Origin of the sequence: Lysinibacillus sp. NPDC096382 (assembly GCF_044762845.1) — a bacterium.
In the GTDB taxonomy this organism is placed as follows: domain Bacteria; phylum Bacillota; class Bacilli; order Bacillales_A; family Planococcaceae; genus Lysinibacillus.
Window position 1 is genome coordinate 93,781 of the sequence record NZ_JBIWFC010000016.1, and the last position, 26,573, is coordinate 120,353.

At 37.3% G+C, this 26,573-nt stretch carries 23 protein-coding genes and 1 pseudogene; 22 read left to right on the forward strand and 2 right to left on the reverse strand.

Annotated elements, in window-relative coordinates; genetic code table 11:
- Nucleotides 1-154: 154 nt before the first annotated feature.
- Nucleotides 155-2,116 (forward strand): methyl-accepting chemotaxis protein, encoded by a 1,962-nt coding sequence (locus ACIQZA_RS19350; RefSeq protein WP_402883399.1) that lies wholly within the window; start codon nucleotides 155-157, stop codon nucleotides 2,114-2,116.
- Between the two features lie 353 nt (nucleotides 2,117-2,469).
- On the opposite strand, the gene ACIQZA_RS19355 is transcribed toward ACIQZA_RS19350, so the two are convergent.
- Nucleotides 2,470-3,864, reverse strand: coding sequence for an alanine/glycine:cation symporter family protein (locus tag ACIQZA_RS19355; protein WP_402883397.1), 1,395 nt, complete (start codon nucleotides 3,862-3,864; stop codon nucleotides 2,470-2,472).
- 561 nt (nucleotides 3,865-4,425) lie between these two features.
- Between ACIQZA_RS19355 and ACIQZA_RS19360 the strand changes: the two genes are divergently transcribed.
- The 14 genes and pseudogenes from ACIQZA_RS19360 to ACIQZA_RS19425 all read left to right on the forward strand — a co-directional run bounded on the left by ACIQZA_RS19360 (nucleotide 4,426) and on the right by ACIQZA_RS19425 (nucleotide 18,415).
- Nucleotides 4,426-5,124 (forward strand): aspartate/glutamate racemase family protein, encoded by a 699-nt coding sequence (locus ACIQZA_RS19360; protein ID WP_402883396.1) that lies wholly within the window; start codon nucleotides 4,426-4,428, stop codon nucleotides 5,122-5,124.
- A gap of 1 nt (nucleotide 5,125) precedes the next feature.
- On the forward strand, nucleotides 5,126-6,166 hold the full coding sequence (locus tag ACIQZA_RS19365) for a DmpA family aminopeptidase (protein WP_402883395.1): 1,041 nt from the start codon (nucleotides 5,126-5,128) through the stop codon (nucleotides 6,164-6,166).
- Between the two features lie 445 nt (nucleotides 6,167-6,611).
- A complete protein-coding gene (locus ACIQZA_RS19370) occupies nucleotides 6,612-7,358 on the forward strand; it encodes a M15 family metallopeptidase (RefSeq protein ID WP_402883393.1) in 747 nt (248 codons plus the stop codon).
- Entirely contained in the window at nucleotides 7,355-8,149 is a 795-nt protein-coding gene (locus ACIQZA_RS19375) for a M55 family metallopeptidase (RefSeq protein ID WP_402883391.1), read from the forward strand. Before ACIQZA_RS19370 ends, ACIQZA_RS19375 begins: the two co-directional genes overlap by 4 nt.
- Nucleotides 8,150-8,172: 23 nt before the next feature.
- Complete coding sequence (locus ACIQZA_RS19380) at nucleotides 8,173-9,237, forward strand: dipeptide epimerase (RefSeq protein ID WP_402883390.1); 1,065 nt, start codon at nucleotides 8,173-8,175, stop codon at nucleotides 9,235-9,237.
- A 144-nt stretch (nucleotides 9,238-9,381) separates the two neighbouring features.
- Nucleotides 9,382-11,208, forward strand: coding sequence for a peptide ABC transporter substrate-binding protein (locus tag ACIQZA_RS19385; RefSeq protein WP_402883388.1), 1,827 nt, complete (start codon nucleotides 9,382-9,384; stop codon nucleotides 11,206-11,208).
- A gap of 181 nt (nucleotides 11,209-11,389) precedes the next feature.
- Nucleotides 11,390-12,337, forward strand: coding sequence for an ABC transporter permease (locus tag ACIQZA_RS19390; protein ID WP_402883386.1), 948 nt, complete (start codon nucleotides 11,390-11,392; stop codon nucleotides 12,335-12,337).
- Nucleotides 12,337-13,311, forward strand: a complete 975-nt coding sequence (locus ACIQZA_RS19395) for an ABC transporter permease (RefSeq protein WP_400935735.1) — start codon at nucleotides 12,337-12,339, stop codon at nucleotides 13,309-13,311. Before ACIQZA_RS19390 ends, ACIQZA_RS19395 begins: the two co-directional genes overlap by 1 nt.
- 13 nt (nucleotides 13,312-13,324) lie before the next feature.
- On the forward strand, nucleotides 13,325-14,380 hold the full coding sequence (locus ACIQZA_RS19400) for an ABC transporter ATP-binding protein (protein WP_402883385.1): 1,056 nt from the start codon (nucleotides 13,325-13,327) through the stop codon (nucleotides 14,378-14,380).
- Nucleotides 14,370-15,317, forward strand: a complete 948-nt coding sequence (locus tag ACIQZA_RS19405) for an ATP-binding cassette domain-containing protein (RefSeq protein ID WP_402883384.1) — start codon at nucleotides 14,370-14,372, stop codon at nucleotides 15,315-15,317. The genes ACIQZA_RS19400 and ACIQZA_RS19405 overlap by 11 nt, the downstream gene beginning before the upstream one ends.
- Complete coding sequence (locus ACIQZA_RS19410; RefSeq protein WP_400935729.1) at nucleotides 15,314-16,246, forward strand: S66 peptidase family protein; 933 nt, start codon at nucleotides 15,314-15,316, stop codon at nucleotides 16,244-16,246. Before ACIQZA_RS19405 ends, ACIQZA_RS19410 begins: the two co-directional genes overlap by 4 nt.
- Nucleotides 16,247-16,306: 60 nt before the next feature.
- Nucleotides 16,307-17,028: pseudogene (locus ACIQZA_RS19415) on the forward strand (serine hydrolase).
- The gene (locus tag ACIQZA_RS19420; protein ID WP_400935727.1) at nucleotides 17,025-17,840 is read left to right on the forward strand and encodes a C40 family peptidase; all 816 of its coding nucleotides are present in this window, start codon (nucleotides 17,025-17,027) and stop codon (nucleotides 17,838-17,840) included. Before ACIQZA_RS19415 ends, ACIQZA_RS19420 begins: the two are co-directional and overlap by 4 nt.
- 134 nt (nucleotides 17,841-17,974) lie before the next feature.
- Nucleotides 17,975-18,415 (forward strand): hypothetical protein, encoded by a 441-nt coding sequence (locus tag ACIQZA_RS19425; RefSeq protein WP_402883382.1) that lies wholly within the window; start codon nucleotides 17,975-17,977, stop codon nucleotides 18,413-18,415.
- A gap of 176 nt (nucleotides 18,416-18,591) precedes the next feature.
- Here the strand turns inward: ACIQZA_RS19425 and ACIQZA_RS19430 are convergent, their stop codons facing one another.
- The gene (locus tag ACIQZA_RS19430) at nucleotides 18,592-19,410 is read right to left on the reverse strand and encodes a glucosaminidase domain-containing protein (protein ID WP_400935723.1); all 819 of its coding nucleotides are present in this window, start codon (nucleotides 19,408-19,410) and stop codon (nucleotides 18,592-18,594) included.
- Between the two features lie 580 nt (nucleotides 19,411-19,990).
- Between ACIQZA_RS19430 and ACIQZA_RS19435 the strand changes: the two genes are divergently transcribed.
- From ACIQZA_RS19435 to ACIQZA_RS19465, 7 genes are all read left to right on the forward strand, one after another.
- Nucleotides 19,991-20,950 (forward strand): ABC transporter ATP-binding protein, encoded by a 960-nt coding sequence (locus tag ACIQZA_RS19435; protein ID WP_402883380.1) that lies wholly within the window; start codon nucleotides 19,991-19,993, stop codon nucleotides 20,948-20,950.
- The gene (locus ACIQZA_RS19440) at nucleotides 20,943-22,457 is read left to right on the forward strand and encodes an ABC transporter permease/substrate-binding protein (protein WP_402883378.1); all 1,515 of its coding nucleotides are present in this window, start codon (nucleotides 20,943-20,945) and stop codon (nucleotides 22,455-22,457) included. The genes ACIQZA_RS19435 and ACIQZA_RS19440 overlap by 8 nt, the downstream gene beginning before the upstream one ends.
- 479 nt (nucleotides 22,458-22,936) lie before the next feature.
- Complete coding sequence (locus ACIQZA_RS19445) at nucleotides 22,937-24,175, forward strand: DUF5068 domain-containing protein (protein WP_400935717.1); 1,239 nt, start codon at nucleotides 22,937-22,939, stop codon at nucleotides 24,173-24,175.
- 286 nt (nucleotides 24,176-24,461) lie between these two features.
- Entirely contained in the window at nucleotides 24,462-24,992 is a 531-nt protein-coding gene (locus tag ACIQZA_RS19450) for a TetR/AcrR family transcriptional regulator (protein ID WP_402883377.1), read from the forward strand.
- Nucleotides 24,993-24,997: 5 nt separating this feature from the next.
- The gene (locus ACIQZA_RS19455) at nucleotides 24,998-25,324 is read left to right on the forward strand and encodes a DMT family transporter (RefSeq protein WP_402883376.1); all 327 of its coding nucleotides are present in this window, start codon (nucleotides 24,998-25,000) and stop codon (nucleotides 25,322-25,324) included.
- A gap of 14 nt (nucleotides 25,325-25,338) precedes the next feature.
- Nucleotides 25,339-25,674 (forward strand): DMT family transporter, encoded by a 336-nt coding sequence (locus ACIQZA_RS19460; protein WP_402883374.1) that lies wholly within the window; start codon nucleotides 25,339-25,341, stop codon nucleotides 25,672-25,674.
- A 333-nt stretch (nucleotides 25,675-26,007) separates the two neighbouring features.
- Nucleotides 26,008-26,573: transposase (locus ACIQZA_RS19465; RefSeq protein ID WP_403009951.1), on the forward strand; the 566-nt coding region annotated here is incomplete at its 3' end.

Consider the following 26,573-nt stretch of genomic DNA (forward strand, 5'->3'; position numbering starts at 1 on the left):
TTTGAATTTAAGTATTTCGTCCGATAAAAGCATAGGAAGAAAATTTAATCGATAAGAGAAGGGAAGGTTGCGAACCGAGGCGGTTTTCTTTTTTGAAACTGAATCGGATAAAACATATTTTAAAAACTTGTGAAAACAAAAGGAGAGCTATTGCATGAAACGATTATTTGGAAGCTTTAAGGGTAAGCTCTACACATTATTTGCTCTTATCTTACTAATCCCAGTTATTTCTGTAGGAAGCTTATCGTATCTTTCAGCAAAAAATTCGATAAAAGAAGAAATACTTTTTAGTGCGAATGAAAGTGTAAATATTTTAAATACGTTAATTGATAAAACAATTAGCGAAAAAGAAAACGACATCAATGTGTTTAGCGAGGAAATAGATTCTTCTATGTATAAACAGCAGGGATCTGCAGTACATACAAAATTTCAACAATATATAAAGCTACATCCGGATGTTCTGAGCATTTATCTTGGATCAAATGAGGGCTCATTATTTCTAGAACCAAAATCGAATAGCGCTGATTATAATCTTTTGGAACGAGACTGGTATAAAAAGGCTACAGCATTAAAGGGAGAAGTTTTAATTACGAAACCTTATATTGATGCTGGTACTGGAGATATGGTCGTAACCATTGCTCGTCAAGTAAAAGATCAGTCTGGGGTAGTTGCTATTGATATAAAATTGACAAATATCCAAAAAATATCCAGTTCCATTAGTATTGGAAAAAATGGATATCCTTCTATTTTTGATGAAGATAAATTGGTTATTTCACATCCGACTATTGAACCGGGTAGCGAAATAAAAGAAAGCTTCATGGACAAAATGTACGACAGCAAATCGGGCACGTATGATTATGTCTTTGACGGTGATGACCGAACTCTGTTCTTTACAACGAATGAACTGACAAATTGGAAAATCACAGGGACAATTTTTGCGAAGGAAATTGACCAATCAGCATCATCTATTTTGTATAAAACGTTTCTTGTACTAATCGCTGCAATTGTAATCAGTGGGATTGTATTCTTCTTTGTCATGAAGGCAATTATAAAACCGATTAAAGCGCTCAAGGATAGTGCAGTAACCATCAGTAATGGTGATTTAACTGAAAAAGTGACGGTAAAATCTCATGACGAGATTGGACAGCTAGGGCAAGCCTTTAACGATATGCAAGACAGTTTAAGAACTCTTATTCAAAAAATTGAACAAAATGCCGAAGAGGTAGCTTCGTCGGCAGAAGAGTTAACAGCCAATGCTAACCAAACGAGCATTGCTACAGAAAAAGTGGCCATTTCGATTCAAGATGTTGCGACGAGCGCTGATACGCAAACGACGAGTGCCAATAAGAATGCAGAATCGTTACAGGAGCTTTCGAAGGCTATTCTTCATATCGCGGAGATCTCTTCTACCGTGACGGATCTCTCACAGCATGCAACGCTACAGGCAGATGAAGGTGGAAAGGCAGTTCGAGATACAAAAGATCAAATGCACTCTATTCATTTATCAGTGACCGATTCAAATACGAAAATTCAAACATTACATGAACGCTCTAAGCAAATTACGTCTATTTTAGATGTTATTACAAGCATTGCAGATCAAACGAACTTACTGGCTCTTAATGCAGCAATTGAGGCAGCAAGAGCAGGAGAGCACGGAAAAGGCTTTGCAGTCGTTGCTGATGAAGTTAGAAAGTTGGCGGAGCAATCACAGAAATCTGCACAACAAATTTTCGAGTTAATCCATGGCATCCAGTTAGAAACCGAACAATCCGTAAACATCATGGCAAAAGTTACAGAGGATGTTCAAAACGGACTACATGTATCAGACGAAGCTATCACGAAGTTCCAAGTGATTAAGTCGAGTATGGATAAAATTACTCCTAAAATGGAAGAGGTATCTTCTGCATCTGAACAAATGTCAGCAAGTATACAAGAGGTGACAGCTGTTACGGAGGATTTAGCATTCTCTGCACAAGGAAATGCAACTGCTTCAGAGGACGTTGCAGCGTCTACAGAGGAACAATTAGCTTCAATGGAAGAAATTAATGCTTCTGCACAAGCTCTTGCGCATATGGCAGATGAGCTAAAGCAGCTAATTAGTCAATTTAAATATTAACTTCTTTCAGCAAATTGGCTTTTGTAACGTAAGTGAAACGACAGTTACAAAAGTCTTCCACCTAAATATGTGGTGAGATGAATGCGGGGGTGTCCAAACACCCGCTGAAATAAAGGAACTCAGGCTAAAACTTCACATCCTGTGAAAATGCCTGAGTGACCAACCTCGGTGCTGTTGCCGCTGCTGCTTCGCTTTTGCACAAAACACGTTGCTGCCGCTGCGATAGCACTACGCTTTCGCGCAAAAAACATTTGCAGGCGATTGTGGACGGCATTATACCGAGACATAATTGATTAGTATCAGACATAACAAAAAACGCCATTCCTCAAAAGAGGAATGGCGTTTGTCAATAATTATCGATCTTCTTCCCAGCAATCAGTATTTTTCAATGTTGGGATTGATTTTGCATAAAATACAGGGTTTTTGCCGTTTTTCTTTTGCTTTGTAAAGTCGTCTAACACGAGGAAGGCAATTTTACCAAGTAATATAATGATTGTAATATTGATTATAGCCATTAGTCCCATGAACAGATCGGCTAAGTTCCAAACAAGCTGTACCTGTGCAAGAGAACCAAACATCACCATAACAAGAACTAAAATACGGTAGCCAAACATCCAGCCTTTATGCGCATTCATAAACTCAATATTAGATTCACCGTAATAGTAATTTCCTACGATGGAGCTAAAGGCAAAGAAAATAATAGCAATAGCGATAAAGTAAGGAGCCCATGAACCTACATGTACAGCTAAGGAATTTTGTGTAAGAATAATTCCATCGCTTTCACCTGTATTATATAGACCCGCTAAAATAATGATAAACGCTGTTGCAGAACAAATCATAATTGTATCAAAGAATACACCTAAGCTTTGCACTAATCCTTGCTTTGCAGGGTGTGACGTATTTGCTGTAGCTGCGGCATTTGGTACACTACCCATACCGGCTTCATTTGAAAATAAACCACGGCGTACGCCCTGCATAATAGCAGTTCCGATTGCTCCACCAGCTGCTTCTTGAAGACCAAACGCTTCTGTGAAAATCAGCTTGAAAACGGCAGGTATTTCAGACAGATTTGTCACAACAACAAAAAGGGCTACAGCTAAATAGAAAACTGCCATCACGGGTACAAGTACTTGCGTAACTTTTACAATTCTATGTACGCCACCAAAAATAATCATGGCCGTTAACACAACTAACATAATACCAATGATATAAGGTTTAATATGGAATGCCTCACCAACAGAAGTTGCAATCGTATTCGATTGTACAGCATTAAAAATAAAGCCAAAGCTTAACGTTAAAAGAATACTAAAAATGATCCCTAATTTTCGTTTGCCTAATGCTTTTTCCATATAATAGGCTGGTCCACCACGGAACGTATCGCCATCCTTTACTTTGTACACCTGTGCAAGCGTACTTTCAATAAAGGCAGTCGCCATTCCTAATACGGCGATAATCCACATCCAAAATACTGCTCCTGGTCCACCTACTCCGATTGCTAATGCAACGCCTGTAATATTCCCAGTACCTACACGCGATGCTGCGCTAATCGTGAAGGCTTGGAACGGAGAAACACCTGAGTCTCCATCTCTTTTTTCCACTATTAAACGAAACATTTCAGGGAAAAGTCGAATTTGAACAAACTTTGTGCCAAAGGAAAAATATAACCCTGCAGCTAATAATAGTGTGATAATGAAATATGTCCATAAAATACTATTAGTCTCATTTATAATATTCGATATCCATTCCATTTTGTTTACCTCCAATCTCAATACGCTTCAGTTTACACTGTTTTTTTGTAATATATCCACTTTTTGAAAATACTGAATTTTAGAAAACGATTTTATTACTAAATATTTTTCCAATAGTTGAAAATGCAAGTACAGCGAAGGACTTATTTATACTTAGAATAGAAAAAGATTATGGTGATGAACCATTTGTCGAAACTTTACAGCGAGAAAATAATATAATGATGCAAAAGAAAAATGCATGTTGTAATAAAAGGAGCTTACGTATGGCATTTTATTTTTTTATATTGGCATTTTCTGCTGATGGATATGATGATTAGGATAGTTGCAAGAATTGTCACTTTTTTATTCCCTAAGTTTCCATCTATCGTTGTATTAATCATAGTGATTTAATTGATTTTGTGTATTTACTTTTTATTAGTATAAATGTTGTTGTTGCTTCTATACCCATCTTATTAATTAGATAGTGGCTATTTTGAAAAGAGAGGTTTGAAAACTTTTTGAAAATTTCCTTATTTAGTATAGAATGATTAGTATAATGGTAAAATTAAAGGAGGATTATGCGTGAAAACAATTGGTATGATTGGCGGTATGAGCTGGGAGTCTTCTGCAGAGTATTATCGTCTGATGAATGAAGAGGTAAAGCTACAATTAGGAGGCTTGCATTCAGCAAAATGTATTTTATATAGTGTAGATTTTCAAGAAATTGAGCATTATCAAGCTGAGGGAGCGTGGGAAAAGGCCGGGCAAGTTCTTGCAGAGGCAGCGCAATCTCTGGAGAGTGCAGGGGCAGATTTTATTGTTATTTGTACAAATACAATGCACAAGGTTATTGATATCATAACGGCAAAAATCACCATTCCAATTTTACATATAGCTGATGCGACAGCAAATCAAATAGAAAAAGCTAGTTTACAGAAAGTGGCCCTTCTTGGAACAAAGTACACGATGGAGCAAGATTTCTATCGAGCTAGAATAGAGGGATTTGACATTGAAGTGCTTGTTCCGCTTGCTGAGGAGCGCGCTGAGGTTAATCGTATCATCTATGAAGAATTATGCTTGGGTCGAATTGAACAAGCGTCGAAGGACTATTATTTACAGGTGATAGAGAATCTTGTGCAAGCAGGCGCACAAGGAATTATATTAGGCTGTACAGAGATTGGATTACTTATTAAACAAGAAGATGTGAACGTACCTATTTTTGATACAACAGTTTTACATGCACAGGCTGCTGTAAATTTGGCGATTCATAAGGAGGACTAATATGCCAAAAGTACGAGAAATGGGAATCGTCATTGGCACATTATCTACTGGTGAGAAAAATTGTATTACTGATGTAGCTGGCGTGCGTGTAGGGCATGTAACACTTGATGAGAAAATGAATCAAGACGGCGCGCATGCTTGTACAGGAGTAACTGCGATTTTACCGCATGAAGGCAATTTATTTCAGCAAAAGGTTACTGCTGCAAGCTATGTGTTAAACGGTTTTGGAAAAACGACAGGGCTCGTGCAGGTAAATGAGCTTGGGGTTATTGAATCACCAATTATGTTAACGAATACATTTGGCGTTCCAGCTGTAACACAGGGAACGCTGCAATTTATGCTAGATACGAATAGTGAAATAGGTCTTTCAACAGGAACTATTAATATCGTTGTTGGGGAATGTAACGATAGTTATTTAAATTCTATTCGGGAATGTCTCATTACACCTAAGCATGCTTTGGAAGCGATTCGCAAGGCATCAACTGAAACTGTAGAGGAAGGGGCAGTTGGTGCTGGAAAAGGAATGATGTGCTTTGGCTATAAAGGTGGGATTGGCTCATCTTCTCGAATTGTGATACATGGGTCAACGAACTATATGGTAGGCTGTATGGTCCTCAGTAATTTCGGGCAAAGCTCTGAGTTTTTAGCACACCAATATGTTGCTACTAACGGTCATAGCGAATCGACATTGTCTCCAACAGATGGCTCCATTATCATCGTACTTGCCACAGATGCCCCGCTTAGTAATCGTCAACTGACACGTGTCATTAAACGCTGTGGCATTGGTCTTGGACGTACAGGCAGTCACTTTTCACATGGCAGTGGAGATATAGTCATTGGCTTTACAACAGCACATCGTATCGCTCATCAATCAGATCAGCTCGTCGAAACACGTATACAACTACGTGAGGATCATCCTATTATGAATCAATTATTTGCAGCAGCTGCAGAAGCAACCGAGGAAGCCATTTTAAATTCACTTTCACAGGCACAGACTACAATAGGTCGAAATGGACATAAAGTTGAAGCTTATCAATTTTAACTTTATATCCAGCAAGAAGGTTTAATAATAAAATTATTCAATGTCATATTCGTTCTTCAGTAAATGAAACGTCATTTTAGTGCGTGAAATAAAATAAAAATACATTTAGTTCGCCTGTTTAGTAGAAATATCTAGAAGAGTTTACCTCCATTTTGATCAATATCAAAATGGAGGTTTTTTATAACCGAATAAGTCTGAGTTTAATTCGCCATTTTTTATTATCTTTCGGTAATCTTCTATCCCATTTGTGAATAAAATTCCTAATAGGTGAAGAAACGTTGACGTTCGACTTCTTGCATAAATCAATTGATGAATGTTGTTTGAAACGCAGAGAATAGCTAGTACTCTGTAATATTTCTGTTTTTATCTAGTCAATAAATATAAGGTATGATACATTCATTAAAAACTGAATTATCCAAAAATTTATCGAAATCTGAAAGTGGAGGTGTGTACTATACATGACGCTATTTTTTATCCCATTGAAGTAAATAAAACTTCAATGAGGGACTCAACGCCAGCAATTCGTGAAAATGGAGAGCCATTCATTCAAATCGGAGAAGAACATTCGAGGATTTTTGTTAATCCCATTTACTATCATCAAAAAATACCAAACAGTTTACAAGCGATTTATGTACGTCAGGGTGTGTATGAGCGATTAACACAAGCGCTATTATTATTGTCTAAAAATTATAGCCTTATTTTATATGATGGCTATCGGCCGTTCCAAGTGCAGCAATTTTTGTTTACGAGTTTTTCAAAGCAAATCGCACAGAGTTTTCCGCATTTTACTGAGCAAGAGATTGAAAGAGAAACGAGAAAGTATGTTGCGTTTCCTAGCATTGAACATGCTCATCTTGCTCCTCATTTAACAGGTGGAGCGATTGATGTGACACTAGGTGATTTAGATGGTAACGCTTTAAATTTAGGTACGGCTTTTGATGAAATCAGTGAAAAGTCTGCGACACGTTATTTTGAACAACATCCAGAGGAAGATTGGGAAGCCTGTGTTCATCGACGTCTTCTATTTAACTGTATGACAATGGTTGGGTTTACGAATTATTCGGAGGAATGGTGGCATTACGATTTAAATAATGTTTCATGGACCGGACGTGTAGGTGCACAAGAAGCTAGTTATGGAGCTGTGGAAGCAAAAATTCAAGACAATAAAGTAAAGGAGTTTCGATTGCTATGAAGGTCTATATTAGTGCAGATATTGAAGGGATTACTGGCACAACAGCTTGGAGTGAGACGGAGCTAAACGCGCCAGATTATCAGTTTTTCCAAAAGCAAATGACAAAGGAAGTAGAAGCCGCTATAGAGGGGGCTATTCTTGGTGGAGCGACAGAAATTTTATTAAAGGATGCTCATGATTCAGCACGTAATCTTGATATTTCTAATCTACCAGTAAATTGCAAGGTTATTCGTGGGTGGACATATGACCCGATGTGTATGGTTGCAGGACTTGATAAGAGCTTTGATCGCGCCATTTTTATTGGCTATCACAGTAAAGGAGGAAGCGCGCGTAACCCTTTAGCACATACGCTTTGTGTTTTTGCTGATGTGAAAATTAATGGTGAATATGCAAGTGAATTTTTAATTAATACGTACGCGGCTGCTTTACATGGTGTTCCCGTTTCGTTTGTCAGTGGAGATGTGGGGTTAACAGAGGAAATTCAATCTATTAATGATAGCATCATCACCTTTGCCACGAAAGAAGGGATAGGAAATGCGACCATTAGCGTGAGTCCACAGCTGACGATTATGGAAACGAAACGACTTGTTGAGGATTCGATGAAGGTGGCACGTGAAGATTTACAAGTGACATTACCAGAGCGCTTTGTAGTAGAAATCATTTATCGTGATCATACACGAGCATATCGAAATTCTTTCTATCCGAATGCTACGTTTAAACCACATAATACAGTGGAATTCGTAACGGATGATTTTTATGAGGTGCTTCGACTTTTACAGTTCTTAACATAAGTAACTTAAAGGTAGGTGAATGGATGAAAATTAAAAATATTGTCGTGGGGAAGGTAGAGGCACCGCTAATAACACCGTTTAAAACAGCTTTAAGAACAGTTCATAGCATTCACAACATTGCCGTTTATGTTCACGCTGATGATGGGCAAATAGGCATCGGTGAAGCGGCGCCGACTGCAGCTATTACTGGCGAAACACTAGGGTCTATTTCTCATGCTATAGAAGAGTATATTAAGCCAGCCATTATCGGAATGGATATTGAAGAATTAACAGAAATCATGGAGCGCATTGACAACAGTATTTATCAAAACACTAGTGCAAAAGCTGCGGTAGATATGGCAATTTATGATTTATTTGCAAAACACTATCAAACACCTCTGTATAAATTATTAGGGGGCTATAGGAAAGAATTAATAACAGATATTACGATAAGTGTAAATGATGCTGAAGAAATGGTGAAGGATAGTATAGCCGCCGTACAGCGTGGTTTTCAAATTTTAAAGATTAAGGTGGGGAAAGATCCAGCAGGTGATGTAGGGCGAGTTGTTGCTATTCGTGATGCAGTTGGACACGCCATAACATTACGGGTTGACGCGAATCAGGGCTGGACACCGAAGCAAGCTGTACAAATTATTGGTGCACTTGAAGATGCTGGTGCAAATGTTGAATTGGTTGAGCAGCCTGTTCATTGCCATGATTTAGGAGGGATGCAATTTGTAACGGCCAATACATTGACAAATATTTTGGCAGATGAAAGTGTTTTTTCTGCAAAAGATGCCTATACAATTATCGAAAAGCGAGCTGCAGATTTGATTAATATTAAGCTCATGAAAACAGGAGGCATTTATCAAGCGCAGAAAATTTGCCACATTGCGGAGGCGAACGACATACCATGCATGATTGGTTGTATGCTAGAGACGAAAATTAGCGTTAGTGCCGCTGCACACTTTGCCGCATCACAGAAAAATATCACGATGGTAGATTTAGACGGTCCTAGTTTATGTTTGAAAGATCCTATTGTTGGTGGACCGATATTTGAAAATGATCGAATTAGGATGACGAATGCAGTTGGGTTAGGATTTTCGTAATAAAGTGTTGCTTTAATCAGGGAGGGGTTCGTCCCCCTACTGACGGCTTAATGGATAGTTAATCTCTCACTTTTTTTGTTCCGCTAAAGTGAGATTTTTAACTGTCACTTTATGTAGATAAATAAGATTACTAGGGGGATGCTTATGAGGGAGAGGTATTGGCTGCTTTTCGTGTGTCTTGTTGTAATGATTTGTGCAGCATGTAGTGATGATTCTTCAAGTGGAAAAAAATCAGAGTATCGCGTTGTTTATTCGGGGGAAATAAAAACGTTAAATTACTTAAAGACCTCTGAAACCAATGAGTTTGCTGTGGCGGCGAACTTGATTGATGGATTAATTGAGTATGATAAGTATGGCGTTGTACAACCAAGCGTAGCCAAAGAATGGGCATCAAATGACGATGCTACAGTTTGGACGTTCAAGCTACGTGACGATGCAAAATGGATCACTCATGATGGAAAAGAGTATACGGATGTTGTTGCTCAAGATTTTGTAGATGGCTTACATTATGTCCTTGATGCAAAAAACGAATCATCAACAGCTTGGATTGCTACAGTCGTGAAAAATGGAGAAGCCTTCTATAACGGTGATATGACAGATTTTTCAAAGGTTGGCATAAAGGCGATAGATAAACATACAGTAGAATATACTTTAGAAAAGCCAACACCTTACTTCCTTTCTATGTTGAACTATGTCTGCTTCTTCCCGGTTAATGGTAAGTTTATAGCAGAAAAAGGTGATAGTTTTGGTACAACTCGTGAAAATTTCCTTTATAACGGATCATATATTTTAGATAAATTTGAACCGCAAAATGAGCGAGTACTTATGAAAAACGATACGTATTGGGATAAAGACCAAGTTCTGATTGATCGTATTCGTTATAAATACAATAAAGAAGCGGCTACAGTAGAACCAGAATTGTTTTTACGAGGAGAAGTCGATTCAGCGAGTATTCCAACTTCTATTATTGATGAGTGGTTTAAAGATGATAAGAAAAAATCACAAATTCGTCAAACGCAAAATAACTTCTATACGTATTTCTATGCATTAAACTTTAACCCGCAATTTGATGCGGAATACGAGCCTGAAAATTGGAAGAAAGCGGTCAATAATAAAGATTTCCGAAAATCTCTATTCCATGCACTCGACCGTGAATCTGCAATGCTAACTTTAGAACCTTATCATCCAAAAGATTTGCTTAGCAACACGATCACTCCTAAAAATTTTGTCAATGTGGAGGGGGTTGACTATACACAGTTAGCACCATTAGCTGATATTACAAAGAACGATTCCTTCAACAAAGAGAAGGCATTGGAATACAAGGAAAAAGCGAAAAAAGCGCTAGAAGGAAAAGTAACTTTCCCAGTAAAAGTGTTGATGCCTTATAACTCCGGTATGCCAGATTGGGCAAATCGTTCACAAGTCGTTGAACAGCAGATTGAAAAACTATTAGGTACTGATTATGTAGATATTATCATTGAGGCAGGACCATCTACAGGCTTTTTATCAGAGGTTCGTAAACCTGGTAAATTTGCTTTTCTTGAAGCAAACTGGGGTCCAGACTATGCCGACCCATCAACGTATACGGATCCATTCACTGCAGGCGGTACTTATAATAAACCGGAGCTAGCTGAAGGATATACAGAAGCAAACGGAAAATCAAAATATCAAAACTTAGTGGACGAAGCAAATGCGACGATTGATACAGCAAAACGTTATGAATTATTTGCCAAAGCGGAAGCCTTCTTAATTGATGAGGCATTTGTTATCCCTTATTCAGTTGGAGGAAGTGGCTATGTTGCCTCTAAATTAAATCCATTTGAGGCTCAATATTCACCATTTGGTGTGACTGCCGAGAAATTTAAAGGTCAGCGAGTTTTAGACAAACCAATGAGTAACGAGGAGTTTAAAGAAGCTTTAGCAAAATGGGAGCAGGAACGTGCGGAGGCGTTAGCTAAAGTAGCGAAATAAAGTAAAACTTCAATTAATGACCAAATATGGATAGTTGAAACGATCGGGCATAGATGATGGAGAAAATAGTAGGATCTTTGCTACATTCAAGAAAAAGTCAAAAGCGGTTCGTATTTATGAAGGAGATACCGAAATAAAAAAGTCGGCATCTCCTTCTGTCTTTCTGAAGAAGGAGGATGAAATGATGCTGAGGTATATAGGTAAACGTTTATTACAATCAGTTTTAACACTATTTATTATCATTACGATTGTTTTTTCATTACTACGTTTAATGCCAGAAGAAGGTTATTTAGGGGCAGCAGCGAATAAAATGTCACCTGCACAACAAGAAGTATATTTAACGAATTTAGGTTTACGTGACCCATTACTTGTACAGTTGGGAAATTTTTACGCTAAGCTGTTTCATGGTGATTTAGGTAAATCCGTTACATATCGGACAGATGTACCAGTCGTCACGATTATTGCAGATAAGATCATGTATTCCTTGTTATTTGGTTTAGGGGCGGTTACGCTATCTTTTCTAATTGGAGTTCCGCTCGGCATATTGATGGCCCAGATGAAGGGACGCTGGCTGGACCGCTTAGGGACAGGCTATATTGTCATTATCGTTGCAGTACCAGCCGCCGTCTATTATTTAGTCATTCAAATGTATATTACAGAAATTTTTCATTTACCAATGCTTTTCGATGAATATAATCCTATTACTTGGATTTTACCACTGATTTCAATGGCGTTAGCACCGACTGCTTCCTATGCTATGTGGATGCGGCGTTACATGGTGGATGAACTAAACAAAGATTATATAAAGCTAGCGAGAGCAAAAGGAGTGAAAGAGCGTACATTAATGTTTCAACATGTATTACGAAACGCTTTTATTCCGATGGCACAGTATTTACCAGCAACTATTCTTTTTACCATTACAGGCTCCATCTACATTGAATCCTTATATTCTATTCCTGGTATGGGGGGCTTACTCGTAGATGCCATTCAGCGACAGGATAATACGATTGTACAAGGCTTAGTGCTTGTGTTCTCTTCACTTGGAATTATCGGATTAATTTTAGGTGATATTGCAATGGCCGTTGTTGATCCGCGCATTAAATTGGGGAAAGGGGAGAGTGTACGTTAATGGGGATGTATTCAGAAGAAATAAACAATATCTCAAACAAATCACGTGAATCATTGTTCGATTTTGCGGAAGTAGATGAACGTCAAGCTGAAGAAACAGCCTATTCTAATTATTCCTATTGGCGTTCAACATGGAAATCCTTCTTAAAAAATCGCATCGCTGTCTTTTTATTAGTTGGCGTGCTAATTATCGTAGCTTTTACCATTTTACAACCGTATTTACCAGTACAAAAATCACCCACTGAAATATATTTAGATGAGCAGACAGGTCTACAAGCACGTAATGTTGCACCAAACGCTGAATTTTGGTTTGGGACAAATTCCATTGGGCAGGATTTATGGTCACGTATTTGGGCAGGAACAAGGACCTCGTTATTTATTGGCTGTGTGGTTGCTTTAGTAGAGGCTATCGTCGGTATTACGATCGGTACACTTTGGGGTTTTTCGCGGAAATTAGAGGTGCCCATTACACAGCTTTACAATGTCGCTGATAACATACCAACAACGATTGTACTAATTTTAATGTCCTATATTTTACGACCAAGTATTTCAACTATTATTATTGCTATGTGTATTACGGGCTGGGTAGAAATGGCAAGATTTATACGCAATCAAATTGTTATTTTGCGTGATCGTGAGTATAATTTAGCCTCAAAATGTTTAGGAACACCTGATTATCGAATTATTTTAAAAAACCTATTACCCTATCTTATTTCAGTCATTATGTTACGAATGAGTCTAGCGATACCATTTGCTATAGGCTCAGAAGTGTTTTTAACATATATCGGATTAGGATTACCGATTAGTGAGCCGTCTTTAGGAAATTTAATCAATGAAGGACGAGTACTCATGATGTCTCCAGAATTAAGATATCAGCTTATTTTCCCAAGTATTGTATTAAGCGTCATTACGATTGCATTTTATATTATAGGAAATTCATTTGCAGATGCAGCAGATCCGAAAAATCACGTATAAGGGGATGTAGGAAGTGACACAAACTCAAACACGTATTTTAACTATTCAAAACCTAGTTATTAAATTTACACTTCGTGGCAGAGTGCTAACGGCCATTCGTAATATTTCCCTTGATTTATACAAAGGTGAAAGTCTAGCAATCGTTGGCGAATCAGGTTCAGGAAAATCTGTTCTAATGAAATCAATCATGGGCTTGCTCGATAAAAATGGCTACATCGATCAGGGGGAAATTATCTACAATGAACGGGATTTAGCACAGTTTAAAACTGAGCGGGAGTGGCTAAGCATTCGTGGAAAAGAAGTGGCTATGGTTACACAGGACCCAATGACATCATTAAATCCACTGAAAACGATTGGCAAGCAAATTGAGGAATGTGTTTTTTTACATCAGAATTTAAAGGGCAAGGCAGCATACGAAGAAACTTTAAAATTGTTAAAAGATGTTGGCATTCACGATGTGGAAAAGCGTTATAAGCAATATCCTCACGAATTTTCAGGCGGCATGCGTCAACGAATTGTAATAGCTATTGCGCTAGCGTGTAAGCCTAAGATCTTAATATGTGATGAGCCAACAACTGCATTAGACGTAACAATCCAAGCACAAATTTTGCAGCTTTTAAAAAATCTTCAACAAAAATATGGGCTAACGACCGTTTATATAACGCATGATTTAGGCGTTGTAGCGAAGGTTGCTGACCGTATTGCAGTGATGTATGCAGGTGATGTCATCGAAATAGGGAAGACGCATGAAATTTTCTTTAATAGCAAGCATCCTTATACATGGGCACTCATTTCTTCTTTACCACAACTAGGCTCAAAAGGGGAGCAGCTTTATTCTATCAAAGGCACTCCACCAAATCTATTTCAAGAAAATAAAGGAGATGCCTTTGCTCCTCGCAATGAATATGCGTTAAAGATTGATTTTGTGGAACGTCCACCATTTTTTCAGGTGAGTGACACACATTATGCTCGTACGTGGCTATTAGATCCACTCGCACCGAAAGTAGAGCCTCCTGAAGCGCTCCAAGCCTTTTTCAAAGAAGGGAGACGATATGCGCATGAGTCGTAAAGAAGTAGTAGTTGAGGTGAAAAATTTAAAGGTTGTTTTTGGGAGAGGCAAAAATAAATTTATAGCGATTGATGATGTCAGCTTCGATATTTTAAAAGGTGAAACATTTGGTTTAGTGGGTGAATCAGGCTCTGGAAAAACAACAATCGGCAGAGCTATTATGCGTATCAATGAAGTCACTGAAGGACAAATACTGTATCACGGTAAGAAACTAAATGGCAAAATATCGAAAGAGTGGGATCGAGAAATTACACAGAAAATCCAAATGATTTTTCAAGATCCTATGGCATCGCTAAATGAACGCGCAAAGGTAGACTATATTATTTCAGAGGGACTTATGAATACAAAAAACTTTAAAAATGAGGCTGATCGTCAACAGAAGGTACGCAATGCCTTATTAAATGTAGGATTATTACCGGAGTTTTCAAGTCGCTTCCCACATGAATTTTCAGGAGGGCAGCGTCAGCGGATCGGCATTGCGCGTGCACTAGTAATGGAGCCAGAGTTTATTATTGCGGACGAACCAATTTCAGCATTAGACGTATCCATTCGTGCACAAGTATTAAATTTACTAGCCAACCTACAGCAGCAAAATGATTTAACCTATTTATTCATAGCGCATGACTTATCTGTAGTCCGATTTATTACGGATCGAACTGCTGTTATTTATAAAGGTAAAATTGTTGAACTAGCTGAGACGGAAAAGCTGTTTGCTAATCCTCTTCATCCTTATACAAAGGCATTATTATCGGCAGTACCTGAGCCAAATCCCTATAAGGAGCGAGATAAAGTCGTAGAAATCTATGATCCATCACAGCATAACTATGACATTCAGCCACCGTCATTTACCGAAATAGAAGAAGGTCATTTTGTCTTGGCTAATGAAGAGGAATTGGAAAGATACCGAACTTCACTAAAAATGGAGGTAAGCAAATGATTCGTCCAAAGGCATTGAAAAAAGGTGACACAATTGGTCTAATAAGTGCTTCGGGTGCAACCCCACCTGAAAAATTTCTCCCTGCCGTTCAAAGTATTGAAAAGCTAGGTTTTAAGGTTGTCGCTGGAGAAACATGTCGGGCGAGGCATGGCTACTTAGCAGGCTCTGATGAATTAAGAGCATCTGAAGTAAATCAAATGTTTAGGGACGCTAATATTGACGGCATTTTCTGCATACGTGGAGGTTACGGGGCGACGAAAATTTTACCGCTTCTAGATTTCGATATGATAAAAGGCAACCCAAAAGTATTTGCTGGCTATAGCGATGTAACAGCATTACATATCGCTTTTAACCAACACTGTGGCTTTGTTACGTATCATACACCAATGCCCTCTACAGAATTTATTCGGCCAGAGATGGATCAGTATACGTGGAAGTCCTTTTTCGAAAGTGTGACAGCAACAGAACGTACGGACTACTGTCTTGAAAATCCACCTGGGCGTACAATGACGACGTTTGTAGCCGGCAAAGCGACAGGGCAACTTATTGGTGGGAACTTAACGTTAGTGACGGCATCTCTTGGGACACCTTATGAAATTGATACAAGGGGTAAAATCTTATTTTTAGAGGATATAGATGAAAGTGAGCAACGTGTGGATCGGATGCTTACACAGCTAAAATTGGCAGGCAAACTAGATGAGGTGGCCGGTATCTTATTAGGAGCTTGGACAAATTGTGGTCCTGAAAATCCAAAATATCCCGAACGCAGCCTATCACTACAAACAATTTTTCAAGAAATTTTAGGTCCACTTCATAAACCTATTATAAAGGACATTACATGCGGTCACTGTTTACCAACGATGTCACTACCATTAGGTCGAACGATCACAATGGACACGGAGAATCAGTTGATAAAAGTCATAGAGTAGGTGTGAATTATGAAGCATATGATTACACAGATTCTTCAAAAAGCTCCCTATAAAGTGCATATGTTTGTGAAAGATTGTAAGACGGAGCATTTTTTCATTAGCGAAAAACTAGAATACCCATTTTCCAGTGCAAGTTTAATTAAGGTGCCTATATTGCTTGCTGTTCTAAATTATGTAGAAAGCAACAACCTATCAATAGAGCAAGAGATAAAGATAGCACCAGAAGAATGGGTTGATTTTAGTGTTATTAGTGAACAGCGTTTAGAGCAAAGTACTATCTATGAGCTTTTAGTATGGATGATTATTACGAGTGATAATACAGCAACAAATATATTAATCGATTTTCTAGGGATGGATATTTTCGTCAAATTGGGCTGCTGCAAACTACCATTCAACGAAAGATGATGGATTTCGAAAGACTAGCAAAAGGCTTTGATAATACAACGACGGCAAAAGATATGGCACTGCTATTTTCAAGAATTTATCGTCGGGACTTGTTATCGTCAGCTTCTAGTGAGGTAACGATAGGTATTTTAAGTCGTCAACGTGTACACGAATCACTAAAACGTTATTTAGTAGATGATGTGAAATTTGCTCATAAAACAGGTGGTCTTAATACGGTAGATCATGATGTTGGGATTGTATACAACAGCTCTGGGGATTATCTTATTGGCGTTTTCGTCACTGAGGTTACTAACAATGATCAAGCAAGGCAGCTAATTGGTCGAATATCCAAAGTTGTTTATGATTATTTGGTGAAGCGAAAGGAGATGATAGAGTGAATGCCATTGTGACGTCAATGATTGCAAATTTACATGCAAAGCCAGAAGCAGTCTCAGAATTAGTGGATGAGCTACTATATGGAATGGTTGTCCGAATTATGGAAGTAGTGGATAAGAACTGGTTCCGCATACAAACTACTTATCGCTATGAAGGTTATTGCCAGAAGGATAACTTCCTAGTGGATGATGCCCAAACGGACATCTGGCTACAAGAAGCGAATCATTTTATTAGCCAAAGCTTCGCCGATGTTTTGCAGGAGCCTCGAATTCAGAGTACGAAAAAGATGACACTCGTTAAAGGCTCAATCATCTGTTCGACGGCTATTGGCGAGCTAGATTCTGAATGGGCAGCAGTGCAATTAGTGACAGGTGAGATTGGTTATGTACGTAGGCAATGGTTACAAGAAAAAATTCCAGAAAACAGCTTATCTGAGCAACAATTACGGGAAAATGTTGTTCAAACGGCGCTTAGCTATTTAGCAACACCCTATCGCTGGGGAGGAAAATCGCCATTAGGTATTGATTGCTCAGGTCTCTGTTCTATGGCATATATGCTAAACGGCGTATATATTTATCGCGATGCCAAAATCGTTGAAGGTTTTCCTATTAAGGAAATATCTCTAGAGCACATACAAAAGGGAGACTTATTATATTTCCCAGGACATATTGCACTATATATAGGCGACAACCTTTACGTACATTCTTCGCTTGCTGGGAACGAGGTTAATTTAAACAGTCTAGACGAACAGCATCAACAATATCGGAAAGATTTGGCGACATCTATTACCGCTGTTGGCAGCTTATTTAAATAAAAAGTGTAGGGAAGCTTGACGTGGCTTCTCTTTTTTCAATCTTTGAGATGACTCGGGAAATTATTGATAGAGATAACCACCTATTTGCATTATGCTATAATGAAATCAAAATTTAGAGGATTGGGGGATAGGAATTGAATCTAGAGTTAAAAGAGTTGTTACGTTCCGTTTTAAAAGAAGAATTAACACCAATGCATAAGAAACTTGATGGAATTGACCGACGTTTTGAGACTATTGATCAAAGATTTGATGGAATTGACCAACGGCTAGATGGAATGGACGCTCGCTTTGAAAATATGGATCATCAATTAGTCGGAATGAACAAACGTTTTGACGGAATTGAACTGCGCTTAGATAAAATTGAAAATGATGTGCATGAACTTAAGAGTGATGTACACGTAGTTAAGGATGATGTGCATGAACTTCAGAGCGATGTACACGTACTTAAGGATGATGTGCATGAACTTAAGAGTGATGTACACATACTTAAGGATGATGTGCATGAACTTAAAAGTGATGTACAAATACTTAAGGGTGATGTCTTTGAACTTAAAATTGGACAAGCAGAGCTTTAGAAAAATATTATCGGAAATTTAGGTGAGTTTACTGAAAAAATTGCTCAGCAGGTAGAAGGTAGAACTTACGCTTTAAATAAACGAGTCTTTGACTTAGAAACTGTGATTTACAGATTTATAAGTTAGTATAAGCAAAAAATCTCCATGTCTATAATTATTCATGGAGATTTTTTATATTAATATTTATAAATATTTAATTGTTGACCGGCTTCAAGTCTATCAGATCGAAGCTGATTCCATTGTTTAATGGATGTAACTTTAACATTATGAGCCTCTGCAATATGCATAAGAGAGTCACCATCGGCTACAGTAATTGTTTTTTTATCTTTCACAGGACTGTCATACTGTTGTAAAGCATACTTTGCTATCACTGCATTAAGCTTTTCATTGTATTGTGAATCTGTTGCATAGGAGCCTGTTAAAAACTTCGTAGCATCTGCATAAGACTTCGTATTGCTTTTAAAAACGCCTGCATAGAAATTTTTGTTCCAGGAAACCCCATTACGCATTAATTTCACATAATCTTGTATGGAAGCTTCATAGGAAGGGTATTTGCGAAATGCAGCCATCACCCTTGTCATATTACCTGAACCATCATCCTCAGATGTTTCCAATGTTACGGAGTTATTTTGGTAACTGCCTTTCATACCAAATAAATTGTTATTTGGAGCGGATCCAAGGCCACTTTGTCCATGCTCACTTTCTAACACCGCTTGCGCAATGATAACCGATGCATACAAGTCATTCTCGGAACCTTGTTGTCGAGCAATTTCAGCAATAGCGCCAATAAACTCTTCTACACTAGGGCTATTATCGACAACTACAGGCTCTTCAGTTTCATGAGTATTGAAAAATTGTGTCACCATAAAAAACGAAATACAGATAACAATAACAGTAATCAGAAGAACTTTGAAAAAATTAATGAAGTATTTCATTGTCATTGATGTTGGTAGATTACCACATCTTCCTCCTTTCTTTGCATTAACGAGGTTCATATATTTCTAATTATTACAGAGTTATAAATAGAAATAAAGTCAGTTATCTATAATAGAGTACATCATTCATAGAACGAAAAACCCCCTCATTTAGTTCCTTAATTTCTAGCATAATCGAGAAATGAAAGGCCAATTAAAATATAGTTGCAATCATTACTAGGTAGTATGAACATTTATGAAGTTAGTCATTTTGAAAGGAAATCTTTATTGAAGGTTATTTATTTGTACCCAAAGACAGTATACGATTTTCTATGGAAATTATGAGACAAATAGAGGAGAGCGTCAAGAGGACCAATGTCTTGATATGAAACAAAAAAGTAAGTTTGAAATGACTTTAGTTAGTGAAATATATATAGTAACTTGATGTCCCTTTTAAAAGAGTTAGTTCTAGACCTACTATGCTGAACGTATATGAAATGAAGAGGATAAAAATAGTAGTTTATTTCTAGATTAAAACATTAAGTCAATATATATTGTTGCCAAAATGATCAAGGTAATCTTTGCAAATGTTGTAGGTGATGTCCGTTCTGAACTAACAGTATGTCATTATGGAGGCGCATTACTAAAAGGAGCTTATACAATGATAGCATTTGAAAATGTCACAAAAAAATATGTAAATGATCAAGTCGCAGTAAAAGCTATTAATTTAGAGATCAATAAGGGAGAATTTTTTGTTCTTATTGGACCGAGTGGTTGTGGAAAAACAACTTTATTAAAGATGATTAATCGATTAATTCATTTAACAGAAGGAACCATCCGCATTAACGGTAAAAGAATTAGTGATTACAACATTCATGAATTGCGATGGAATATCGGCTATGTCCTACAACAAATTGCACTTTTCCCCCATATGACGATTGAAGAAAATATAGCTGTTGTGCCTGAATTAAAGAAATGGGGTAAACTGCAAATCCAGCAACGAGTTGGCGATTTATTGGATATGGTTGGACTTGAACGAGATAAATATAGTCAGCGTAAGCCAATAGAGCTTTCTGGTGGTGAACAACAAAGGGTCGGTGTTGTTCGTGCATTAGCAGCTGATCCCGAAATCATTTTAATGGATGAGCCTTTTAGTGCTTTAGATCCGATTAGCCGCACAAAATTACAAGATGATCTTCTCGAGCTTCAGCAAACGATACAAAAAACAATCGTTTTTGTTTCGCATGATATGCAAGAGGCCTTAAAACTTGGTGATCGCATATGTGTAATGAAGGATGGAGAAATTGTACAGATTGGTACTCCACGTGAAATCATAGACAATCCTGTTAATGATTTTGTTCGTGAATTTGTTGGGGTAAAAGAGTATGGGACTTTCCATATCCAAGCTGTACTTGGACCAATTGCTGATGAGGTTCATCAAAGAAATCGAGCGAACGCCATTTCTTCAAAGGATTCTTTGCATACCATTCTTCAAAAATTAGCTCAATATGAATGTTTAAGTGTGGAAGAGAACGGGACAATAATTGGTGTTGTCACGAGAGCAACCATGCTTCGTTATCTAGCACATGATTTCTTAGAGAGAGGTAATTTAAATGGCTAACTTTTTTGGTGTGTTTAATGAACGAAAAGGCCAGCTATTGGCATCATTATTAGAGCATATTCAAATTTCATTCATTGCATTATTTCTTGCGGTAGTGATTGCTATCCCTCTAGGAATCTATTTAACGAATAAAAAGAAAATAGCAGAAAGTATTATCGGTATTAGTGCAGTTTTACAAACGATTCCTTCATTGGCGTTATTGGGGTTGTTGATTCCGTTGTTTGGCATCGGAAAAGTACCTGCCATTATTGCTTTAGTTGTTTACGCACTACTTCCGATTTTACGTAATACATTTACTGGGATAAACGAAGTAGATCCGTCTTTAAAAGAGGCTGCGATGGCGATGGGGATGAATACGCGAAAGCGATTAGTGAAAGTAGAATTGCCTCTTGCTATGCCTGTTATTATGGCAGGGATTCGCACAGCTATGGTATTAATCGTCGGAACGGCAACTTTAGCGGCATTAATTGGAGCTGGGGGATTAGGGGATATCATTTTGCTTGGAATTGACCGAAATAATACCGCACTTATTATTTTAGGGGCTGTCCCTGCGGCGATTTTAGCATTAGTGTTCGATTTCTTCCTAAAAAAACTAGAATCACTGTCGTTTAAAAATACAATTTCGGCATTAAGTATTATTAGTGGAGTAGCATTAATAATGATAATCTTCCCATTACTAAACTTCAAAGAGAAAGAAGAAATTGTCATTGCAGGTAAGCTTGGCTCTGAGCCAGAAATTCTAATTAATATGTATAAAATGCTTATTGAAAATGAAACAGACTTAAAGGTGCAATTAAAACCTGGACTTGGTAAAACTTCCTTTGTATTTAATGCACTTAAATCTGGCAGTATCGATATTTATCCAGAATTTACTGGAACGGCAATTTCAGAGTTTTTAAAAGAGGAAGCCATCAATAATAATCAGGAAGCTGTTTATCATCAGGCAAAAGAAGGCATGATGAATAAATTTGGTATGGTGATGCTTAGTCCGATGAAATATAACAATACGTATGCATTGGCAGTATCGAAACAAATGGCTGATACTTATCATTTGCAAACAATTTCTGACATTAAGCCTATTCAAGAAACGATACAAGCCGGTTTCACATTGGAATTTAATGATCGAGAAGATGGTTATTTGGGCATTCAAAAGCGTTATGGTATTACACTTTCTAACATAACAACGATGGAGCCGAAGCTTAGATATCAGGCGATCGAATCAGGAAATATAGATTTATTAGATGCTTATTCAACGGATAGTGAAATACGTCAATATCATCTGCAAGTTTTAGCAGATGATCAGCAACTATTCCCACCTTATCAAGGGGCTCCTTTACTAAGGAAAGAAACGTTAGAAAAATATCCTGAGATTGAAACAGCCTTAAATAAGCTGTCAAATCAAATAACAGATGATGAGATGCGCGAATTGAATTATCGAGTAAATGTAAAAGGCCAAAACATAGAAGAAGTGGCACGAGACTATTTAATAAAGGCAGGATTGTTGTAAGACGAAAATCATCTGGTACAAGTAGCTAGAAGAGAGATGCTTATCTTTTATCTAGCTTTTTTGTTTTTCTCGAACTTTGACCTATCGATAAGAGAATATATTTGCATGAAAAGGAAGCGACAGCAACAATAAAGGTAAAAATACGTGAATTCACATGTGACTATATTCTTAGGTATATTGTACTTATTCTCTGATAACTGCAGAGAAATACAGGTGTTTTAGTAAATTAATAAGTATTACTAAAAGGAACAACCTCAAAAATGATTAGATGTGGTAAATAAAGGTAATATGAAAATGACATTGAATTATTCAATAGACAATATTTGGATGCTGGTTATTTCGTTAGTACAATTTCTTCCAGTTCAAGTTGTTTCGGAGATGAAAATGGATTAAAATGGGTATCAGCTCAAAAAATAGCTTTTATTATTTACTTTTACAGTTGGGCCTAAAAACTTTAAAGACACGTCTTGGAGGAAGAAATGAAAAAGAATTTATTTTTAATGTCTTCACTAATTTTATCAACTTCAATTATTTTTAGTGGCTGTGGAAAAAGCGCGGACGAAACAAAAAAAGATGATGAACCTAAGAAAACACAGGAGGAAAAAGGACAAGATAAAGTCCAAAAGGAAGAATCTAGTTCAGCTGACTTTGCTTCTTTAATTTCTTATATGGAAAAAGAAACTCAAGGGAAAACGAAAGTTCTTTTTGAAAACAATGAACCACAAGTACATAAAATGGAGAATGTTTCAATTTCGCTTGATGCATATTCAGTTGTAGAATTAAAGGATTTCCACACAGACTTTAATATCCCATTTGGTGAACAAACAAACGGTGGCGTCATTTTAGCTAAATATACAGTGAAAAATGACATGGATAAAGATGTGTATTACATGCCTACTTTAGACGCGACATTCACTGGTGCAACTAAAGATTATACGAATGATAAGTATTTAATTCCTGAAGAAGATCAATTACCAACAAAACTAGGCTATAAAACAGATTATTTATTAAAAGCGGGTGAAGAGGTAACGGGGTATATCGCTTATCCATTCGGTGAAACAGATTTAGCAAAAATCAATGAACTTGGTACAGTAACTGTTATGGTTTCAAAACCGTTTACTGAAAAAGAAAATTATGGCTCTACTTTTGGTTCAGATGGAAGATTTAATCTTGCTTTAACTACGAATGGTTCGAAAAAAGTAGCAAGTAATTCGTCATTTTATCAAGATAAAGTAACAATGGACAATATGGGCGAAAAGACGATGTTAAAGGAAAAAAGCGACATCAATGAAAGTAAGAAAATAGGGGATGTAAATGCTATACTAGAAGGGTATCAGTTTACAAAATTTACACCAAATGAAGTGGAAGCTCCTCGTTTCTCTAATTTCACTAATGGTGTCACTTTATTAACAGTGAAGTTTAAGTTAGAAAATAAAGCAAAAAGTGAAATCGGTTTATCATCTATGTCATCAAAATTGACAGTTAATGATGGTAAGCAATATTCATTAAGCGAAGGTATGCTATTAAATTACAATTATAATGAAGTTATTAAAGCTGGAGAAACTGGCGAGCTATTACAAGTTTTCGTATTAGATCAAGAGCAATATGAAAAAATTTGGAAAGATAAAGCCTTTGAAATTGAATTCGGTCCTATCCGAAATAAAGGAGCGGAAGATACTTCAAAAGGTAAAAAAGAAACGTTTATATTACCGAAATAAATTTAAGGAGCCCTCTCAATATTTGAGAGGGTTTTAGTTTGGCGACAAAAGAATGAATACAAAATATGGTGTAGCTATAAGCATAGGTAGATTTTCATTACGAACTGGCGCTTTCCACGGGCTCGGCTTCAATCTCCACGTTACTATGTTCCGACGTGTTGTTTTCACAAGTTCATCCAGCATCAGTTCCCAAAATTTTTCGTATTGTAATTGACGATGTGCAATAAGAGTTATAAAATAGAAAAAGACCGACCAGACGGTTTTTATTTTAAAAGGGAGCGATTGTATGTCATCAAAAGCAGATTTAAAACGTTCACATATTATCCAAACGGCGATTGATTATTTAAAGGACAATGATTTAAGTACTTTAACTTTAGATAAAATAGCTAGTCAAGCAAACATTAGCAAAGGTGGATTATTGTATCATTTTAAGACGAAGGATGCGCTTCAAACAGCAATCGCTGAAACGATTTTAAATGAGGTTGTACAATCCTATGAACATTTAGCAAGCCTTGAGCAAGGGACAGGGAGATTGACGAGAACATTTATCTTCGCGTCACAAAAAGATCTTGCGAACGGGGCATCCTTAAATATTGCGATTCAAATTATGCAAAATGACCATTCAGCCATCTCAACAGTTTATGACTGTTTACTTGACGAATTGTTCCAAGATGGTTTGGAGGAATCCGTTGTTCATCTGATTCGATTAACAATTGATGGATTGTATTATTCGAAACTATTAAATATCGCACCGATTTCCGCTAAGGCAGCAGACGGTGTCTTTGCACAATTAATGCACATGACAAGGAAGGACTAACATACATGAGTGCTTTTGGTTTTTTATTCATTTCAATTATCTCAGAAGTTTTTGCTAGCTCGATGTTGAAACTTACAAATGGCTTTAAACGATTACTACCGTCAGTGGGTGTAGTAGTTGGATATGGAACGGCTTTTTATTTCCTTTCTCTAACATTACAATCTTTAGCAATTGGCACTTCGTATGCGATATGGGCAGGAGTAGGAACGGCGCTAACGGCGGTCATCGGTGTAGTCTTTTATAAGGAATTATTCAATCTAAAAAAAATTATCGGTATTCTATTAATTATTGTCGGTGTGGTTATTCTTAACCTTGCGGGTAGCGGACATTAAGGAGGGATTTGTAAATGAAAGGGTATTTATTTTTAACGTTATCCATTGTCAGTGAGGTATTTGCAACAACGATGCTTAAGTTTTCAGAAGCATTTACAGTTCTAGGTCCCTCGGTAGCTGTCGCATTTGGATATGGCATTTCGTTTTATTCATTATCTCTATGTTTAAAAACGCTACCATTAAGCCTTGCGTACGCCGTTTGGTCCGGTGTAGGCACAGCATTAACAGTCATTGTGGGAATTGTTGTATGGGGAGATATTTTTAATCTTTACTCAGCTATAGGCATTACATTAATCATTGGTGGAGTTATTCTACTAAATCATGGGAATCAAAATAATGCCACAACGTAACGTCTAAAGAGAAAACGTCCATTGTCAAATGAAGGCACTGAAAAAGTCTATATCTTTTCACATTGCGAGGTATTCAACGATTAAATCGTTGAATACCTCGCTTTTTTCATTTGGCACTGTGACGCTACTGTTGTTTTCCGAAGCATTCCGCTCGCTTTCCGCGGGCGAGCGCCGAGCCTCCTCCTACGCTTCGCTTCGTGCGGGGTCTCGTCTGTCTCGCTTTCCCGCAGGAGTCGAGCGATGCTTCTCCAAACAACGCAATGTATCACACTATTATTTTAGTCACGCGCTTTCCTTTATAATAAAAGAATTAATGTACAGGTGGTGTCCCCAATGATTTCAAATCAAGAAACCCTTCATTTAAGTCCATACATGGCGATCTACGATATTGTTGTGCCAAAAGATAATATGCTTCGCCAGATCAATGAACTTATTGATTTTTCATTCATTTTAGAAGAGTTAAAAACAAAATATTGTTTAGACAATGGACGTAATGCCATTCCTCCAATTCGCATGTTTAAGTACTTATTATTAAAAGCGATTTATGATGTATCAGACGTCGACCTAGTAGAGCGCTCAAAGTATGATATGTCATTCAAATATTTCTTGGATATGGCGCCAGAAGATCCGGTCATTGATCCAAGTTCACTTACAAAATTTCGTCGGCTGCGTCTCCAAGATGTAAGCTTAGACATGCTCATTGGGAAAACAGTTGAGATTGCATTGGAGAAAAAAATTATCAACAGTCAAACGATTATTGTGGATGCCACACATACAAAAGCACGTTACAATCAAAAATTACCGAAAGAATTTTTACAAGAGAAATCAAAAAACGCTCGAAAAGCTGTCTACAAAATTGACGAATCGATGAAAGACAAATTCCCCGTAAAAACCACTTC

What these genes read in the sequence shown, in the direction of transcription:
- ACIQZA_RS19350 (WP_402883399.1), top strand. Translation starts at nt 155, where the DNA reads ATGAAACGATTATTTGGAAGCTTTAAGGGTAAGCTCTACACATTATTT.
- ACIQZA_RS19355 (WP_402883397.1), bottom strand. Translation starts at nt 3,864, where the DNA reads ATGGAATGGATATCGAATATTATAAATGAGACTAATAGTATTTTATGG.
- ACIQZA_RS19365 (WP_402883395.1), top strand. Translation starts at nt 5,126, where the DNA reads ATGCCAAAAGTACGAGAAATGGGAATCGTCATTGGCACATTATCTACT.
- ACIQZA_RS19375 (WP_402883391.1), top strand. Translation starts at nt 7,355, where the DNA reads ATGAAGGTCTATATTAGTGCAGATATTGAAGGGATTACTGGCACAACA.
- ACIQZA_RS19380 (WP_402883390.1), top strand. Translation starts at nt 8,173, where the DNA reads ATGAAAATTAAAAATATTGTCGTGGGGAAGGTAGAGGCACCGCTAATA.
- ACIQZA_RS19385 (WP_402883388.1), top strand. Translation starts at nt 9,382, where the DNA reads ATGAGGGAGAGGTATTGGCTGCTTTTCGTGTGTCTTGTTGTAATGATT.
- ACIQZA_RS19390 (WP_402883386.1), top strand. Translation starts at nt 11,390, where the DNA reads ATGATGCTGAGGTATATAGGTAAACGTTTATTACAATCAGTTTTAACA.
- ACIQZA_RS19395 (WP_400935735.1), top strand. Translation starts at nt 12,337, where the DNA reads ATGGGGATGTATTCAGAAGAAATAAACAATATCTCAAACAAATCACGT.
- ACIQZA_RS19405 (WP_402883384.1), top strand. Translation starts at nt 14,370, where the DNA reads ATGAGTCGTAAAGAAGTAGTAGTTGAGGTGAAAAATTTAAAGGTTGTT.
- ACIQZA_RS19410 (WP_400935729.1), top strand. Translation starts at nt 15,314, where the DNA reads ATGATTCGTCCAAAGGCATTGAAAAAAGGTGACACAATTGGTCTAATA.
- ACIQZA_RS19430 (WP_400935723.1), bottom strand. Translation starts at nt 19,410, where the DNA reads ATGAACCTCGTTAATGCAAAGAAAGGAGGAAGATGTGGTAATCTACCA.
- ACIQZA_RS19435 (WP_402883380.1), top strand. Translation starts at nt 19,991, where the DNA reads ATGATAGCATTTGAAAATGTCACAAAAAAATATGTAAATGATCAAGTC.
- ACIQZA_RS19440 (WP_402883378.1), top strand. Translation starts at nt 20,943, where the DNA reads ATGGCTAACTTTTTTGGTGTGTTTAATGAACGAAAAGGCCAGCTATTG.
- ACIQZA_RS19445 (WP_400935717.1), top strand. Translation starts at nt 22,937, where the DNA reads ATGAAAAAGAATTTATTTTTAATGTCTTCACTAATTTTATCAACTTCA.
- ACIQZA_RS19450 (WP_402883377.1), top strand. Translation starts at nt 24,462, where the DNA reads ATGTCATCAAAAGCAGATTTAAAACGTTCACATATTATCCAAACGGCG.
- ACIQZA_RS19455 (WP_402883376.1), top strand. Translation starts at nt 24,998, where the DNA reads ATGAGTGCTTTTGGTTTTTTATTCATTTCAATTATCTCAGAAGTTTTT.
- ACIQZA_RS19460 (WP_402883374.1), top strand. Translation starts at nt 25,339, where the DNA reads ATGAAAGGGTATTTATTTTTAACGTTATCCATTGTCAGTGAGGTATTT.